A 16,968-nucleotide genomic window follows, 5' to 3' on the forward strand; every position below is an offset into this window, starting at 1 on the left:
TTCTATCCGCGCCGTTTAAAACCCTTATACAAAATAGGGATGACGCGCCGCGAACGCCTGATCGCCCCGTAAATACGCGATTACCACCCCCGTATTGGCCTGTTGAATGTTCCTCAACAGTCGTCCAGCCCTGACAGATGGCAAACAATGACGTCGAACAATAATGCGACACCCTTGGTCTCTGACGTGTCTCTGAAAACAATAAACGAGCCCCAACGTTCATCGAACAGTTACTCAAGTCAGCAGCCACTGGCTACCCAGCAATACCTCTACTTCACCGAAACCAATACCGACCGGATCCTCGAAAACCTTGACGGCTTGCGGGATATCGTCTTCCCACAACCGGAACTGGTTGAGGGTGACAGCGAAAGCCGTGCCGACCAGCAATTCCCTTCGGTGTGCCTGATCGGGCTGGGCCGTTGCGGCTCCAACATTGCCCTGGATGTGGCCGAGTTGGTGTACAACGCACGCAAGTTCTATCTCAACGAATTCAACACGGTAGACCCGCGTCACGAAGACAAGCGCTACAGCCCCGGACAATGGATTCGCAATAACCTGCGCCTGGTGCACAACAAACCGGCCAAACCGGTATTTCTGGTGGAGCCGCTGGTGCTGTTGGGGGATCTGGACAAGGACATCGCCGGGCGTATCCGTTTTTCGCGCAAGAGCGAAAAAAGTAACTTCATCCGCGATTACAGCAAGATGAAGATCATGGATTTGTCGGAAGTTCACGCTGGCGGCGCGGGTAATGCACCTATTTTGGGTCAGTACTTGGCCAAGATCATTCTCAACAAAGATGCTCAGCGCTTTTCCAGCCCGGACTGGAAACTGATCCACTCCTACCTGATCGACTCCTGCGGTATCAAGGCTAACCAGTCACGCTTGTATTTCTCGATCTTCAGCGCCGGCGGCGGTACAGGCTCGGGCATGGCCTCGGAGTTCGGCCTGGCGCAACAGTTTTCGTACATGAACAAAACCTTCGACACTAAACCGGCCGACGAGCACGACAGCAAAAGCGGCCACGCCTTTGTCTTCGAGCCCATCTTCACCAGCGGCATTTGCGTGCTGCCGAACATCTCGGATCACCGCAGCGAAATGTCCGAGGCGCTGCACATCAACGCCGGTCGCCTGTTATGCAAGTACCTGTCCGAAGAATGGGACTTTTCATACAACTTCGATAACGAAGACTGCAGTGAAGCCAGTGTCATGGGGCGCATTCGCCCCTGGAACGCCATGATGCTGATTTCCAACGACATCATGCGTTATGCCGAACAAAGCGATGACGGCACGATTCAGAACATCGACGTCAACGCGATGGAAAAGCACGCCAACCAATATATCTCGCAACAGATCTTCAACATTCTGACTGCTCAGGCGGTCACTACTGACTACGACCAGAATTACTTCCGACGCGCCGGTATTGATATTGGTGAAACCATCCGCCTCGACGCTAACGACCTGTTCATGAGCCTCGCCGGGCCTGTGGCGATTGCCTACGCGGAATCGGTCGTGCCGGAGCAACCTGTGCCGGGCACGGACAAATTCAAAGTGTTCGAAAAAGAGCCGCCGCGGCTGGACATTGATGACCTGTTTTTCCGCTCCATCGATTTGCCGCACTTCAACAAGGACACCCAAGCCATCGAGGGCATCAGCCTGTTGCCCATCGAATCCCAGCGCTACCGGGCAGCGCTGGAGCAATACAAGCACTCGGGCTATGACGCTGCCGCCCTGCACGACCTGCACTTCTTCAAGAACTGCTCATCGGTGGTGTCCATCGTGTCCCTGCCCAAGGATTACAAGCTGTCATACATGGACTTGAACCGTCTCAAGACCCACCTCAACAGCCTGTTCCCCAACACCACCCTCAAGCGGTATGCGCTGGTGATCGGCGCCTCGGCCAACCTGTCGTTGACCACCCTGATCGCGAAAAGCCCATGCCTGTCGGATGATTTTCTGACGTTGATAGTGGCATTTATCAAACGCTGCTTTGCCCGTAATCCTTACCGGTTTGATGACACGCTGGACGACTCGGTGCTGGAGTTCATCACCGGGGAGCATTTCGATGAAAGCCGGATCGATGAGTTGCTCAACGAATTCGAAAACCCGGCGAAAATTCTCGACACCAACTGGTACGCCATCAAACCGATGTACGAGAAAAAGTACCGCGAGCTGATTAACGACAAAGACAAGTTTGTCTCGATCAATGACATCCGCCTTTCACGGGACTGCGTAAAAAAAGCCATCAAGTACCTGCGCGAGATCTATCGCCATCGCATCGGTAAAACACGGATTATTTCGCTCAACAGCCACACCGGGAAAACCGCGTACTGAGGCTGCGCGACAGAAAAAAAACGCCACAGCGGCAACTGTGGCGTTTCTCTACGGCAACTGGCCACTATCGAGCAACCGGTTACTGGCCTACACACTTCGGGGTGGTCATATTGGCACCAGGATCGCCCGATTTTGGTGCGGAAAATTAAATTGCTGCCCTTTCCTGGACCATGATCCAGGGCGAAACCACCACCGCCCATAGCACCGGATCACGCTTGGCAAAGTCTAACGCCTGCGTATCAGACAATTTGTCGAGGGCTCCCTCGGCCATCCACTGCGCCACTTTCCCTGCCTCATCCTGGCTCACAGCCTGCGCCGCTTCGATCAGGTCCAAATCATCGCTGACCCACAACAATTCGCCTTTGGCGAAAAACTTTTCCAAGGCTTTCCATTCGATTGTTGAGGTCTCGCCGAGCAGCTTGGCATAGAGGGTGCTAGGTTCTTCGATCATGGGGTCCACCAGGTAAAAAATGGGCGCAATGATAGCGCTGCTGACCTGGTAGAAAAACCCTGATTCAGGAGGGAGAACGAAGAAAGCGACGGGAACGAGGCGCGAAAGGGGGAGATAGCAACATTCTGTTAAAAAACCTCCCTGAATTTAGCCGCCATTCTGTCTCTTTCTTTCGTTAAGGCGACATTTCCCGGTTTTTCACGCTTCAGCCCGCTATTCAATCGCTGAAGGGCCGCTCTACACTGTACCGGTACAGTTGCAGGGGGGATTGGCCGGGATTTTCGCTCAGAAACAGACCCGGTCCGGCTGCCTTGGCTTCCAGGACTATAAAAATTACAACAGAAGAGTGGAGCAACAATAAAGATGGCTATTAAGCACATGACTAAACTGTTTGCCGCTATGGTGTTGGCCGGCGTTGCCAGCCATTCGTTTGCCGCAGACACCATCAAGATCGGTATTGCCGGCGCCAAGACCGGCCCTCTGACCCAGTATGGCGACATGCAGTTCTCGGGCGCCAAGATGGCCATTGAGCAGATCAACGCCAAAGGCGGAGTAGACGGCAAAAAGCTTGAAGCCGTTGAATACGATGACGCTTGCGATCCCAAGCAAGCCGTCGCGGTGGCAAACAAAGTGGTTAACGACGGCGTTAAATTAGTGGTTGGCCACCTGTGCTCCAGCTCCACTCAGCCTGCTTCGGACATCTACGAAGACGAAGGCATCCTCATGATTACCCCGGCCGCGACTGGCCCTGAAATCACTAACCGTGGTTACAAAATGGTGTTCCGCACCATCGGTCTGGACAGTGCCCAAGGTCCGGCTGCTGGTAACTACATTGCCGATCACGTCAAACCGAAAATCGTCGCGGTGGTGCATGACAAGCAGCAGTACGGTGAAGGCATTGCCAGCGCGGTGAAAAAAACACTCGAAGACAAAGGCGTGAAAGTAGCGGTCTTCGAAGGCATTAACCCTGGCGAAAAAGACTATTCCTCCCTGATTGGCAAGCTCAAGCAAGCCAATGTCGACTTCGTTTACTACGGTGGTTACCACCCGGAACTGGGATTAATCCTGCGTCAGGCTAAAGAAAAAGGCCTGAACGTCAAGTTCATGGGCCCTGAAGGCGTGGGCAATGACTCTATCTCGCAAATCGCTCAGGGCGCTTCCGAAGGGCTACTGGTAACCCTGCCGCAGGCTTTCGACAAGGACCCGGCAAACCAGCCACTGGTTGAAGCCTTTGCTGCCAAGAAAGAAGACCCCAGCGGCCCGTTCGTATTTCCGGCCTACGCGGCTGTAGAAGTAATTGCGCAAGGTATCGCGCAAGCCAAGAGCGAAGACCCGGCCAAAGTGGCAGAAGCCATCCACAAAGGTTCTTTCAAAACCCCTACCGGCGAGTTGACCTTTGACGAGAAAGGCGACGTGAAGAACTTCAAGTTCGTCGTCTACGAATGGCATTTCGGCAAACCTAAAACCGAAGTCAGCCCTCAATAAGGGCCGCGTGTTGATCTGACAACGAAGCCCACTGCACAGCGGTGGGCTTTGTTTTACGGACGTTCGTTGGACTGAATTGGGGCTGCGTTTTCGTGATCCGAAAGCCTGTCCACCTGAAAATCTTTAAAACCGTCACCAGCGGTTCGCTGGGAGAAGGCTTGTGCGCCAAGTGGATGCAAATCCACACCGCCAAGCCCGGAAAATGACTCCACCAGTGAAATGCGTCTCAGGTTTTTAGGAGCTTGGTAATGCCTGACATCTATCACTTTTTCCAAATGCTGGTTAACGGCCTCAACGTTGGCAGCACCTATGCCCTCATCGCCATCGGCTACACGATGGTGTACGGCATTATTGGAATGATCAACTTCGCCCACGGCGAGGTGTACATGATTGGTTCCTACATCGCGTTTATCGCCATTGCCGGACTGACCATGATGGGGCTGGACAGCGTGCCGTTGCTGATGACGGCAGCGTTCCTCGCCAGCATTGTGGTGACCAGTGCCTACGGCTACAGCATCGAACGGGTTGCCTACCGTCCGTTGCGCGGCAGCAACCGCCTGATCCCTTTGATCTCTGCCATTGGTATGTCGATCTTCCTGCAAAACATGGTGCTCTTGTCACAGGACTCAAAAGACAAATCCATCCCGAACCTGATTCCGGGAGGCTTCACCTTCGGGCCGGGTGGCGCGAGCGAAGTGGTTATTTCCTACATGCAGATTGTGGTCTTCATCGTCACCTTCCTTGCCATGCTGGGCCTGACGCTGTTCATCTCCCGTTCACGCTTGGGCCGCGCCTGCCGCGCCTGTGCCGAAGACATGAAGATGGCCAACCTGCTGGGCATTAATACCAACAACGTGATTGCGCTGACCTTTGTGATTGGTGCTGCTCTGGCCGCCGTCGCGGCGGTTCTGATCAGCGTGCAATACGGTGTGATCAACCCCAACGCCGGTTTTCTGGTGGGGCTAAAAGCCTTTACCGCCGCCGTGCTGGGGGGTATCGGCAGCATTCCTGGCGCCATGCTGGGCGGGCTGGTACTGGGTGTAGCTGAAGCCTTTGGCGCTGATATTTTCGGCGACCAATACAAAGACGTTGTGGCGTTTGGCCTGCTGGTATTGGTGCTGTTGTTCCGTCCGACCGGCATTCTGGGGCGTCCGGAGATCGAAAAAGTATGACTAGGCATCTTAAATCGGCGTTCTTTAGCGCCCTGTTGGTCTGGGCTGTGGCCTACCCGGTACTGGGTCTGAAACTGACCATCGTCGGCATCAACATTGAAGTTCACAACACCAGCACTTTCACGCTCAGCGTGATCGCCATCTGTTCGTTGCTGATGTTTGTGCGCGTGTTGTTCAACCAGCAATTGAGCGCTGCCTGGAAAGCTTCGCCCAACCTGCCAAAAGTCCCTGCAAAAGCCTCAAGCTTTTTGACATTGCCCAGCACCCAGCGCTGGATCATTCTCGGTCTGGTGGTGGTAGCACTGGTGTGGCCGTTCTACGGCTCTCGTGGCGCGGTGGACATTGCGACCCTGATCCTGATCTACGTGATGCTGGGCCTTGGCTTGAACATCGTGGTGGGGCTCGCGGGCTTGCTGGACCTGGGTTATGTCGGTTTTTATGCCGTCGGCGCCTACACCTACGCGTTGCTGTCGCACTTTTTCGGCTTCAGCTTCTGGGTGTGCCTGCCTCTGGCGGGTTTAATGGCCGCCACCTTCGGCTTTTTGCTGGGGTTCCCGGTCCTGCGTTTGCGGGGTGACTATCTGGCCATCGTGACGCTGGGGTTCGGCGAGATCATTCGCCTGTTCCTGCGTAACCTGACCGACATCACCGGCGGCCCCAACGGCATCAGCAATATCCCCAAGCCCACGCTGTTCGGATTGAGTTTCGACCGCACCGCTGCCGAGGGCATGCAAACGTTCCACGAATACTTCGGCATCCCCTACAACTCGATCAACAAAGTAATTTTCCTGTACCTGATCGCGTTACTGCTGGTGCTGCTGGTGCTGTTCGTGATCAACCGTTTGCTGCGCATGCCGATCGGCCGGGCTTGGGAAGCCCTACGTGAAGACGAAATCGCCTGCCGTGCATTGGGTTTGAACCCTACCGTAATCAAACTTTCGGCCTTCACCCTCGGTGCAACATTCGCCGGGTTTGCCGGTAGCTTCTTTGCCGCCCGCCAAGGGCTGGTGACACCAGAATCGTTCACCTTCCTTGAGTCGGCGATCATTCTGGCTATCGTCGTACTCGGCGGTATGGGCTCGCAGCTGGGCGTGATCTTGGCTGCGGTGGTGATGATCCTGCTCCCGGAAATGATGCGTGACTTCAGTGAATACCGGATGCTGCTGTTCGGCGCCTTGATGGTGCTGATGATGATCTGGCGTCCGCAAGGTCTGCTACCGATGCAACGTCCTCACCTGGAGCTGCGAAAATGAGCCGCGAGATTCTGAAAGTCAGCGGCCTGAGCATGCGCTTTGGCGGCTTGTTGGCGGTTAACGGCGTGGGCCTGACCGTCAAGGAAAAACAGGTGGTTTCCATGATCGGTCCTAACGGGGCCGGTAAAACCACTGTCTTCAACTGCCTGACCGGTTTCTACAAGCCCTCGGCGGGGAGCATTTTGCTCGACGGTCAGGCGATAGAAGGCCTGCCAGGTCACGAAATTGCCCGCAAGGGTGTGGTACGTACTTTCCAGAACGTGCGCCTGTTCAAGGACATGACGGCTGTTGAGAACTTGCTGATCGCTCAGCACCGTCACCTCAACACCAACTTCCTGGCAGGCCTGTTCAAAACGCCAGCCTTTCGCAAAAGCGAACATGAGGCCATGGAATACGCCGCGTACTGGCTGGACAAGGTCAACCTGACCGAGTTCGCCAACCGCCCGGCGGGCACCTTGGCCTACGGCCAGCAACGGCGTCTGGAAATCGCCCGCTGCATGATGACGCGCCCGCGCATCCTGATGCTCGACGAGCCCGCTGCCGGTTTGAACCCCAAGGAAACCGACGACCTTAAGGCGCTGATCGGTGTGCTGCGTGAAGAGCACAACGCCACCGTGTTGTTGATTGAGCACGACATGAAACTGGTGATGAGCATCTCTGACCACATCGTGGTCATCAATCAGGGCACACCGCTGGCGGACGGCACGCCGGAACAGATCCGCGACAACCCTGACGTGATCAAAGCCTATTTGGGGGAAGCGTAAATGCTGCAATTCGAAAACGTTTCAACCTTCTACGGCAAGATCCAGGCATTGCACAGCGTCAACGTCGACGTTCGTCAGGGGGAAATCGTGACCCTGATCGGCGCTAACGGTGCGGGTAAATCCACGTTGATGATGACCCTGTGCGGTTCGCCACAGGCTCACAGCGGCAGTATTCGTTACTTGGGCGAAGAACTGGTGGGGTTGAGTTCGGCGCAGATCATGCGCAAGAGCATCGCCGTGGTCCCTGAAGGACGTCGTGTTTTTGCTCGGCTGACCGTCGAAGAAAACCTCGCCATGGGCGGTTTTTTTACCGACAAGCACGAGTACCAGGAGCAAATGGACAAGGTGCTGCACCTTTTCCCGCGGCTCAAAGAGCGTTTCACCCAACGTGGCGGGACCATGTCCGGTGGCGAACAACAAATGCTTGCCATTGGCCGGGCGCTGATGAGCAAACCCAAGCTGTTGTTGCTCGATGAACCCTCACTGGGGCTGGCACCGATCATCATTCAGCAGATTTTCGACATCATCGAACAGCTGCGCAGAGAAGGTGTGACGGTGTTTCTGGTAGAGCAGAACGCCAACCAGGCCTTGAAAATTGCCGACCGCGCCTACGTGTTGGAGAACGGCCGGGTGGTGATGCAAGGCACTGGCGAGCAGTTGCTCTGCGATCCAAAAGTGCGCGACGCCTACCTCGGCGGCTAACCCTGCCCGTGACACAAGAACGGCCCTTCGGGGCCGTTTTCTTTTCCAGCGGTCATTTCACGCCCGTTGAACAGCCGCTGCTCTGCGCTTATGCATCGACTGCCAACCTGACTGTCAGGCACATTTCATTTTTTTCAACTGCTCTGTAATAAAACCCGAAGTCGCTTCTCTAGTGAAGTAAGCCGGCAGCCAACACGCGCTGGCCACACTAGAAAACTCAACCTCGGAGAATCACCATGTCCAACAAAACCACTCGCACTGTATCCGCCGCAGCCTTGGCGCTGGCCCTGGGTTCAGCCTTGAGCATGGCCGCCCTGCCCTCCACCGCGTTCGCGTCGGGCGACATGGAAAAATGCTTCGGCGTCGCCATGGCAGGCAAGAACGACTGCGCCGCGGGTGCTGGCACTACCTGCGCGGGCACAGCCAAAACCGACCATCAGGCCAACGCGTGGAAATTGGTCCCTAAAGGCACGTGCGAGCGCACTGTCAGCACCACCTCCCCGACCGGTTTCGGGCAGTTGACGGCTTATACCGCCAAATCCTGACAGTCGTCATTGAGCCATGATGATGCACAGCCCGACTGCTTCGCACATCGCGCCTCGTGCGCCCCAGCTTTCGCCACGTGCGGGGCTGGGGCTCAAGGCCGAGCACTTCAAAGACATTCTGGAGACCCGGCCCGATATCGGTTTCTTCGAAGTTCATGCCGAAAACTACATGGTCGCCGGAGGCCCCTTTCACCATTATTTGAGCTTGATTCGGGAGCACTATCCCCTGTCGATCCACGGGGTAGGTCTGTCCATTGGCTGCGAGGGGGTGCTGGATCAAGCCCATTTATTGCGATTGCGTACCCTGCTCGACCGCTATGAGCCTGAACAATTCTCTGAACACCTGGCGTGGTCCACCCATGGTCAGTGGTTTCTCAATGACCTGCTGCCATTGCGCTATGACGACGCGACGTTGACGCGGGTCTGTGAGCATATCGATCACGTACAAAACGTCCTGCGACGGCCCATGCTGCTGGAAAACCCGGCAACCTACGTCGAATTCGATCAGGCCGACTACGACGAAGCTGCATTTATTCATCACGTCATACAGCGCACCGGCTGTGGCCTGTTGCTGGATGTGAACAATGTGTACGTGTCCTGCATCAATCATCGCCGTGATCCGATTGCCTATATCGACGCCCTGCCATTACAGGCCGTCGGCGAACTTCATCTGGCAGGTTTTGCCGAAGACACCGACAGTCAGGGCCAGCGCCTGTTGATCGACAACCATGGTGCAGCCGTTGATAGCGCCGTCTGGGCCCTTTATGGGCAGGTATTGAAGCGTATCGGTCCCATGGCGACCCTGATTGAACGGGATAATCACCTACCTGCCCTGAACGAGCTGCTCATCGAAGCGCAACGCGCTGATCATATGATTCAGACCTCAAAGGTGCGTGTATGACCTTACAACAGGCCTTCAGCGCCGCCCTGTTCGATCCGCAGTCGAGTTGCCCGCACGGTGTGATTTGCCCTGTTGGCAGTGATGCGTCGAGCCGTTTTTCCGTGTACCGAAACAACGTACTCAGCGGTTTGATCAACGCCTTGGGCGCCAGTTTTCCGGTGGTTGCCCGCTTGGTGGGAGACGCGTTCTTCCATGGCATGGCGCACGTGTTCGTGCACAAAAACCCGCCGGACAATCCGGTCATGAGTACCTACGGGCATTGCTTTGCGGAGTTCATTCAAGATTTTGCCCCGGCCAATAGCCTGCCGTATCTCGCTGATGTCGCACGCTTGGAATGGCTCTGTGTTCAGGCATATCACGCCGCCGATGCCCTGCCTTTGAACCCGCAGGCCCTTGCGCGGGCATTGGCCAATCCCGCTACCCTGGAACAACTGCGCATGACGTTGCACCCGAGTGTGGCCACCCTGCATTCCCCGTATACCGTGGCCTCCCTGTGGATTGCGCACCAGAACAGCGGACACCTTCAGGGACTGGACCCCAGCCAGCCGCAAAGTGCGCTGGTGCTGCGTCATGGTTTGAACGTAGAAGTGTTTGCGGTCAGCTCAGGGAGCGTAGCGTTTATTCGACTTTTGAAAACCCACTGCCCTCTTGGTCAAGCTGCTGACAATGCCCTGCACGCCGATCCCGGATTTGACTTGAGCCAGTGCCTGGCACTGCTCATCAGTATGGGCGCCATCACCGAAGTGCAGCACGCCCATGAGGTAACGTTATGAACACGTTTACAGAATATTCCTGCAGAATCGGTCGTTTATGGGCACATACAACCCGTGCTCTGCAACGCATTCCCCACTCCCTGATAGCGTTAATTGCGCGCTTCTCCATCGCCGCTGTGTTCTGGAAGTCGGGGCAAACCAAGGTTGAAGGCTTTGCACTGGACGTGGTGTCCGGCACTGTCGAGTGGGGACAACCCCACTTGGCCGATTCAGCGCTGTACTTGTTCAGCCACGAGTACAAGGTGCCATTGCTGCCTGCGGAGTTCGCCGCTTACGCGGCGACCGTCTGCGAACACCTATTCCCCGTGCTGATTTTGGTGGGCCTGGCGACCCGCTTTTCAGCGTTGGCGCTGCTGGGCATGACCATGACCATTCAACTGTTCGTTTACCCCGATGCCTACGCCACGCACGGAACGTGGGCCACGATTTTGCTGTACCTGATGGCGCGGGGACCGGGCACCCTTTCCATCGACCACTGGCTGGCGCGGCGTTATCGTCAAGGCTGATCGCAGGTCGAGGCAGTGCGTTGAAACCAACTCACAAGGTAATCCACCCATATGTGCGTGCGCTTGAGGTCATGACGCAAACGCACTGCACAAGCGCATCAGACCGATCGGTATTGAGCATGCTGGCATAGGGGATGGTAATAAATTACAAGCGGCCACCGTATTAATGTTGGCGGCGACAAACACCGTCCACAGGGCAAATCAAGGGGCCATGATGTCAGCAAGACGTCGACATTCACGCACAACGCTTTAGGTACACGTCTATTTTTGAGACAGAAAACGCCGAGGTTTTTCTCGAGTTGGGATGCAAACGGCTTGAAGCACAGCACTTATAAATGCGACCCATCGGACGATATAGTTACCTTCAATAATGACGTTGGAAGAAGGAACGAAATAAATATAACCATGGCGCGCTACATTTAACTGAACCATCCCCCAAAGCATGACCCATACAAAAAACAACCAGAACCGGGCCACTTTAAACCTTCGCCCCGATATCGCTCTGGACGTCGCAAAAAAAACCAAAAAAACAACAACCGAAGCAAACAAATAGAGCATCGACACAAGGAGCGCGTTATTCATCATTATCTCTGGCATCCGAGTACATAGATTTTATTGTCACACCATTCGATAACACTTCAAATGACAACGCCGTTTTACTCGCATTTTCATACCCTCGCACATAATCGGTGCGCACATACCTGAACAAGCGCCATGCATCAGGCTTTAATACCAACCGACCGACGCCGTAGGCGGAAAGTCCCAACTCCAAAGTCCCGTAAGCCATATCACCCTCGAAAGCGCTGCCCCCCATTAGGTTAGCCAGCTTCTGATACCCCTTTCTAAGTGGCCCCTGTGTATCAGAGCGTCCTTCCCATAAATTTCGCCCGTTTTCATACACATTGTTGGCCCCATGAGCCATCAACGGTCCTCCAGCAAAGACACAGAGCGTACCAGCTGAGGCATAGCACATCCCGGCACCCGCTGCGATTTGAAGTGCACCTGCGATTGCAGCAACACCTTTTTGAGCGACTTCCAATGATTGACTAAGGAGGCTGCTCTGTTCATTTTTTATGTCCTGCAGCCCCTCCTCTGGGCTCTTATTTCCCAAAGCAACATCATTAACAATACCTCGTGCGTAATAGGAGACCTCACGATTGAATTGAATACGCAGTGTGCCATCTTGAATGTGCCGAGCGCCAAGTGTGCAGGCTTGTTTTGCCAAATTCGCAGCGGCCTGACTAACGATCCAGTAATCGCAACTGCTGGGAAAACAGCCATCCTCTGAAGGGCTCATTTACTCATCTCTCCATGAACTGTACCCACTGGTCCCTGCCAAATGGTGAGTCCAAGTAATGTAGCGGTATCGAATTGCAAGATGCTCTTGGGGTTCGAAGTCATTTTGTAAAACGGCATGGGGCATATCGAGTGTGAGATCGACAACAACACCGCCTTTGATCTCAACTGTGTAAAATTTTTCCTGCAATCCAAATGAAGAAATGCGATAAAAGTGAATAACGCCGTTTATCTCCTCTCTACTTGAGAGCGCTTGAGCGAGTAAAGGCGACGATTTATCAACGTTCTTTGTAATCAGAATGGGTTTATGTGTTGGCCTGTCAATATTCCCCAAATTGGCCATATTGTGATTGTAAGAAAGCACCATAATTTCATCGGCGTGTGCAGACTGGCATTTATTGCCAATCGATTCTTGGGTTGAACACCCCGCCGAAATAAGGCCTTGCGCCTTGCCGATAATGGTCATGTAACCTTGGTTAGCCATTCACGCCACTCCTTTAAATAAGCTGAACAGGCTAATTCAAGAGCTTAATGCGACTTGTAGGACTTCTCCGAAATATAAAAAGTGGTGTATTCAAGAGTAGTGCCACCCAATAAATCCCTGTTCAGAATGGGTGATCTGCCAAGCCCCCCCTCTACCGTGTCAAGGCGGTTTCGCAAAAGCCGCCGCTATCAACGTGTGAACTCGGTCAGTCCCACCGTACTGGAAGAAGCCATGGATCATTACGCTCCGTACTTTCGAGGGTTCAAGCCGGTGCCGGCAGCCGAGGTAGCATTAGCCTATGCAAAAAGTGTTGAAGGTCTGCACACCGGCCAGACGTATCAGGTCGGCTAAACACTTGTGATGGCAGGCGAGCCTGAGTAACGTGGCGGCACTTGTCAGGAGACCTGAAGATGCGTGTCGCCCGTTCCTTAGTTTTAGTCGCCCTGCTCCCCGTGTTCGCGGGCTGCCAATTGCTTAACAGCAAACCCATGGACAACCATGCGGGTTTGTCGCGCCTGCAAGGCGAGTTGATCTCGACCAACGGTGAGCTGGTCTTCCAGCCCTGTATCGGACAACAGCGTTACGTCGTACGTGACAGCGAAAACACCACGCTCGTACAAGATGCTGCAGACATGCCGCTCAAGCCCGAGGCCCTTTTCGCAGATATTCGCGGCCAATTCATTGCAAGCAAAGCCGCCGGCTCGGATGGCGAGGTCAACGTCAAACAGCTCTATCGCCTTGAGCGCAGCAGCACGGCCTGCAAAGATCCGAACTTCAAGCAACTGACCGTGCATGCCAACGGCAACGGTCCGGCGTGGGAAGTCCGCGCTGGCAGCAAGGGCATGGAATTGACCCGCGAAGGCCAGCCACCTCTGGCGCTGCCGTACGTGGAAGAACAAGTCGGCGACGGGCGTTTTTATCTGTCCACCGAAGCCAACAACCAACGCATCGAGCTCTGGGTGGCGCCGCAACGGTGCACCGACAGCGTTAATGGCAGTGTGCAGCATTTGGGTGCCGAACTCCGGGTCAACGGTCAGGTCCAGCGCGGCTGCGGTTATTTCGGGGGCGCACGCAACGACTAACCGACGACGGTTACTGAACATTGCCGTTTAAGCCTGACGGATTCACCCCGAAGCAGCCTATAATCGCCGGTCTATGGCTGCCGGGGTAAACCTGGCCCCAATACTGGACCACCGTCATGTTACGAATTACCGAACTCAAGTTGCCAATCGACCATCCCGAAGAAGACCTGCGCCCTGCCATCGTGCAGCGCCTGGGCATCGCGGATGATGACCTGATCGATTTCACCTTGTTCAAGCGCAGCTACGATGCGCGCAAAAAATCCTCCGAACTGTGCTTCATCTACACCATCGACCTGTCGGTGCGTGATGAAGCACCGTTGCTGCTCAAATTTGCCGATGATCGCAACGTCAATCCTGCACCGGACGTCAGCTACAAGGTAGTCGGCAAGGCGCCGCAGGACCTGACCGAACGCCCGATTGTGGTCGGGTTCGGTCCGTGCGGTATTTTTGCAGGCCTGCTGCTGGCTCAGATGGGCTTCAAGCCCATCATTCTTGAACGTGGCCCGGAAGTACGTCAGCGCACCAAAGACACGTGGGGCCTGTGGCGTAAGAACGTCCTGAACCCCGAATCCAACGTGCAATTTGGTGAAGGCGGTGCGGGGACGTTCTCTGACGGCAAGCTGTACAGCCAGATCAAGGACCCGCAACACCACGGCCGCAAGGTGCTGCACGAGTTTGTGAAAGCCGGCGCCCCCGAAGAAATCCTCTACGTCAGCAAGCCGCATATCGGGACGTTCCGTCTGACAGGTGTGGTGGAAAACATGCGTCAGCAGATCGAGGCCCTGGGCGGCGAAGTTCGCTTTCAACAGCGTGTGACCGACGTAATGATCGACAACGGTCAATTGACCGGTGTGGTACTGGCCGATGGCGAGCAACTGAATGCACGCCACGTCATCATGGCGCTGGGCCACAGTGCGCGTGACACCTTCCGCATGCTGCACGCACGCGGCGTGTACATGGAGGCCAAACCGTTCTCGGTGGGTTTCCGTATTGAACACCCGCAATCGTTGATCGACAGTGCACGCCTGGGCAAATATGCCGGCCACCCGAAGTTGGGCGCAGCCGACTACAAACTGGTGCACCACGCCAAAAACGGTCGTTCGGTGTACAGCTTCTGCATGTGCCCCGGCGGTACGGTTGTGGCGGCCACCAGCGAACCCGGCCGAGTGGTGACCAACGGCATGAGCCAGTACTCGCGTAACGAGCGCAATGCCAACTCCGGCATCGTCGTCGGCATCACCCCCGAAGACTACCCGGGCGGGCCTTTGGCTGGTATTGAGCTGCAAGAGCGCCTCGAAGCCCACGCCTACGTTCTGGGTGGCAGCACGTACGAAGCACCGGCACAGCTGGTTGGCGATTTTATTGCCGGCAAACCCTCCACCGCGCTGGGCAGCGTCGAACCGTCGTACAAGCCGGGCGTTTCGCTGGGTGACCTGGCGCTGGCCTTGCCGGATTACGCCATCGAAGCCATCCGCGAAGCCTTGCCAGCGTTCGAGAAGCAAATCAAAGGCTTCTCGATGCATGACGCGATCCTGACCGGGATCGAGACTCGCACCTCATCGCCCTTGCGCATGACCCGCGACGCCTCAATGCAAAGTCTCAACGTCAAAGGTCTGTACCCGGCAGGTGAAGGCGCCGGTTATGCAGGCGGCATTCTGTCAGCGGGCGTGGACGGTATTCGCATCGCTGAGGCGGTTGCTCGCGATCTGCTGGGCATCGACGCTTAAAACGGGCAGTGCTACTGCCAAGCCGCTCAGAACGGATCGACAGTCCTGTTTGAGCCATCAACGGCAAAGGGCCCTCGGGCCCTTATTGCAGCTTGGCGATAGCAGTAACCTTCAGCTGTTAAGCCCCTTTCCTACGGGCTTACACGGCTAATTCCTGACTCACTTTGATACACAACTGCTAGGCTTTTGAGCGGTGTGATTTCGCGCGCCTGCTTATAACAAAAAAGAATATAGTTTTTGTTTTAACAACTAACCTCTCAGGTTAGGGTGTTGCACCCTTTCACTCACCGATGGAGAGCGACCTTGCCTCTGCGTAGCACTTTCACTCGTTTCTTTCAGTTGGAAGCTGCCAGCGGTTTGCTGTTGATTGCCGCAGCCGCTCTGGCTTTGATCATCAACAACTCACCGCTTTCACACTTCTATACCGCCTTCCTGGACGTGCCTGTGGCCGTGCAAATTGGCGCGCTGCAAATTGCCAAACCTTCGCTGCTGTGGATCAACGACGGCCTGATGGCGTTGTTTTTCCTGCTGATCGGTCTGGAGGTCAAGCGCGAGCTGCTTGAAGGCCAGTTGTCCAAGCCATCGCAGGTCGTGCTACCCGGCGCCGCAGCGATTGGCGGTATGGTGGTGCCAGCGTTGATCTACTGGTTCATCAACAAGGACTACCCGGATGCGTTGGGTGGCTGGGCAATTCCCATGGCTACCGACATCGCGTTTGCGCTGGGTGTCCTGGCGCTGCTGGGCAAGCGGGTTCCAGTATCGCTCAAGCTGTTTCTGATGACGCTGGCGATCATTGATGACTTGGGCGCGATTGTGGTGATTGCCCTGTTCTACTCCAGCGAACTGTCGGGCATGTCCCTGATTCTGGCCGCTGCGTGCCTGGTGGTGCTGATCATCATGAACCGCATGGGTGTGGTGAAAGTCGCGCCGTACATGATCGTTGGCCTGATTCTGTGGGTGTGTGTTCTCAAGAGCGGCGTTCACGCCACGCTGGCAGGTGTCACACTGGCGTTCTGCATCCCGTTGCGCACCAAGAACTCAGAGCCATCGCCGCTGATGACCATTGAGCACGCACTGCACCCGTGGGTGGCATACGGGATCTTGCCGTTGTTTGCCTTTGCCAATGCGGGCGTTTCGTTGTCAGGCATTACCCTGCACAACTTCGTCAGTCACGTACCCATGGGGATTGCCGCAGGCTTGCTGATCGGTAAAACCGTGGGCGTGTTCGGCCTGACCTGGATCGCCATCAAAACCGGCATGGCGGCATTGCCAGCCGGCGCAAACTGGGGGCAAGTGTTCGGCGTGGCCATCCTGTGCGGCATCGGCTTTACCATGAGCCTGTTTGTCGGCTCGCTGGCGTTTGTCGCAGGCAGCAGCGATTACGTTGGCATGGACCGTATGGGGATTCTCACCGGTTCGATCCTGGCCGCCTTGATCGGCTATGCGGTGACAGCCATGGCGAGCCGCAAGCCGGTAACCAACTGATCGGCTGCATG

Annotated in this window: 16 protein-coding genes and 1 pseudogene; 14 read left to right on the plus strand and 3 right to left on the minus strand. The window is 55.6% G+C overall.

The features are described 5' to 3' along the window. Window positions 1-147: 147 nt before the first annotated feature. Entirely contained in the window at window positions 148-2,331 is a 2,184-nt protein-coding gene (locus HBN68_RS05850; RefSeq protein WP_094993605.1) for a hypothetical protein, read from the plus strand. Between the two features lie 145 nt (window positions 2,332-2,476). Here the strand turns inward: HBN68_RS05850 and HBN68_RS05855 are convergent, their stop codons facing one another. Beyond that, window positions 2,477-2,782, minus strand: a complete 306-nt coding sequence (locus HBN68_RS05855) for a DUF2288 domain-containing protein (RefSeq protein WP_094993606.1) — start codon at window positions 2,780-2,782, stop codon at window positions 2,477-2,479. A gap of 363 nt (window positions 2,783-3,145) precedes the next feature. Here HBN68_RS05855 and HBN68_RS05860 point away from each other — a divergent pair, with 363 nt between their 5' ends. From HBN68_RS05860 to HBN68_RS05900, 9 genes are all read left to right on the plus strand, one after another. Continuing rightward, window positions 3,146-4,267 carry a branched-chain amino acid ABC transporter substrate-binding protein gene (locus HBN68_RS05860; protein WP_169963266.1) on the plus strand — a complete coding sequence of 374 codons (1,122 nt, stop codon included), beginning with the start codon at window positions 3,146-3,148 and terminating at the stop codon, window positions 4,265-4,267. A 248-nt stretch (window positions 4,268-4,515) separates the two neighbouring features. Further along, window positions 4,516-5,439, plus strand: coding sequence for a high-affinity branched-chain amino acid ABC transporter permease LivH (gene livH / locus HBN68_RS05865; RefSeq protein ID WP_047274097.1), 924 nt, complete (start codon window positions 4,516-4,518; stop codon window positions 5,437-5,439). Continuing rightward, entirely contained in the window at window positions 5,436-6,692 is a 1,257-nt protein-coding gene (locus tag HBN68_RS05870) for a high-affinity branched-chain amino acid ABC transporter permease LivM (RefSeq protein WP_094993608.1), read from the plus strand. The genes livH and HBN68_RS05870 overlap by 4 nt, the downstream gene beginning before the upstream one ends. After that, the gene (gene livG / locus HBN68_RS05875) at window positions 6,689-7,456 is read left to right on the plus strand and encodes a high-affinity branched-chain amino acid ABC transporter ATP-binding protein LivG (RefSeq protein ID WP_169963264.1); all 768 of its coding nucleotides are present in this window, start codon (window positions 6,689-6,691) and stop codon (window positions 7,454-7,456) included. Before HBN68_RS05870 ends, livG begins: the two co-directional genes overlap by 4 nt. Continuing rightward, on the plus strand, window positions 7,457-8,158 hold the full coding sequence (locus HBN68_RS05880) for an ABC transporter ATP-binding protein (protein ID WP_169963262.1): 702 nt from the start codon (window positions 7,457-7,459) through the stop codon (window positions 8,156-8,158). It begins immediately after the preceding gene. 236 nt (window positions 8,159-8,394) lie between these two features. Beyond that, window positions 8,395-8,703: a DUF2282 domain-containing protein gene (locus HBN68_RS05885; protein ID WP_169963260.1), complete on the plus strand. Its 309-nt coding sequence runs from the start codon at window positions 8,395-8,397 to the stop codon at window positions 8,701-8,703. Window positions 8,704-8,725: 22 nt separating this feature from the next. Then, on the plus strand, window positions 8,726-9,604 hold the full coding sequence (locus HBN68_RS05890; RefSeq protein WP_169963258.1) for a DUF692 domain-containing protein: 879 nt from the start codon (window positions 8,726-8,728) through the stop codon (window positions 9,602-9,604). After that, window positions 9,601-10,377, plus strand: a complete 777-nt coding sequence (locus HBN68_RS05895) for a DNA-binding domain-containing protein (RefSeq protein ID WP_169963256.1) — start codon at window positions 9,601-9,603, stop codon at window positions 10,375-10,377. Before HBN68_RS05890 ends, HBN68_RS05895 begins: the two co-directional genes overlap by 4 nt. Continuing rightward, window positions 10,374-10,883 (plus strand): DoxX family protein, encoded by a 510-nt coding sequence (locus HBN68_RS05900; protein ID WP_094993612.1) that lies wholly within the window; start codon window positions 10,374-10,376, stop codon window positions 10,881-10,883. The genes HBN68_RS05895 and HBN68_RS05900 overlap by 4 nt, the downstream gene beginning before the upstream one ends. Before the next feature lie 574 nt (window positions 10,884-11,457). Here HBN68_RS05900 and HBN68_RS05905 read toward each other — a convergent pair. Both HBN68_RS05905 and HBN68_RS05910 read right to left on the minus strand, forming a co-directional pair. Beyond that, a complete protein-coding gene (locus tag HBN68_RS05905; protein WP_169963254.1) occupies window positions 11,458-12,180 on the minus strand; it encodes a DUF4225 domain-containing protein in 723 nt (240 codons plus the stop codon). After that, entirely contained in the window at window positions 12,181-12,663 is a 483-nt protein-coding gene (locus tag HBN68_RS05910; protein WP_169963252.1) for an Hcp family type VI secretion system effector, read from the minus strand. A gap of 192 nt (window positions 12,664-12,855) precedes the next feature. Here HBN68_RS05910 and HBN68_RS05915 point away from each other — a divergent pair. The 4 genes and pseudogenes from HBN68_RS05915 to nhaA form a co-directional block, all read left to right on the plus strand. Continuing rightward, window positions 12,856-13,014: pseudogene (locus HBN68_RS05915) on the plus strand (short chain dehydrogenase); the annotation flags it as partial. A gap of 59 nt (window positions 13,015-13,073) precedes the next feature. After that, window positions 13,074-13,745 (plus strand): hypothetical protein, encoded by a 672-nt coding sequence (locus tag HBN68_RS05920; RefSeq protein WP_169963250.1) that lies wholly within the window; start codon window positions 13,074-13,076, stop codon window positions 13,743-13,745. A gap of 116 nt (window positions 13,746-13,861) precedes the next feature. Then, on the plus strand, window positions 13,862-15,472 hold the full coding sequence (locus HBN68_RS05925; protein WP_169963248.1) for an NAD(P)/FAD-dependent oxidoreductase: 1,611 nt from the start codon (window positions 13,862-13,864) through the stop codon (window positions 15,470-15,472). A gap of 303 nt (window positions 15,473-15,775) precedes the next feature. Further along, window positions 15,776-16,957 carry a Na+/H+ antiporter NhaA gene (gene nhaA / locus HBN68_RS05930; RefSeq protein WP_094993617.1) on the plus strand — a complete coding sequence of 394 codons (1,182 nt, stop codon included), beginning with the start codon at window positions 15,776-15,778 and terminating at the stop codon, window positions 16,955-16,957. Window positions 16,958-16,968 lie beyond the last annotated feature (11 nt).

Origin of the sequence: Pseudomonas sp. WS 5078, from assembly GCF_012985745.1 — a bacterium.
Lineage (GTDB): Bacteria > Pseudomonadota > Gammaproteobacteria > Pseudomonadales > Pseudomonadaceae > Aquipseudomonas > Aquipseudomonas lundensis_A.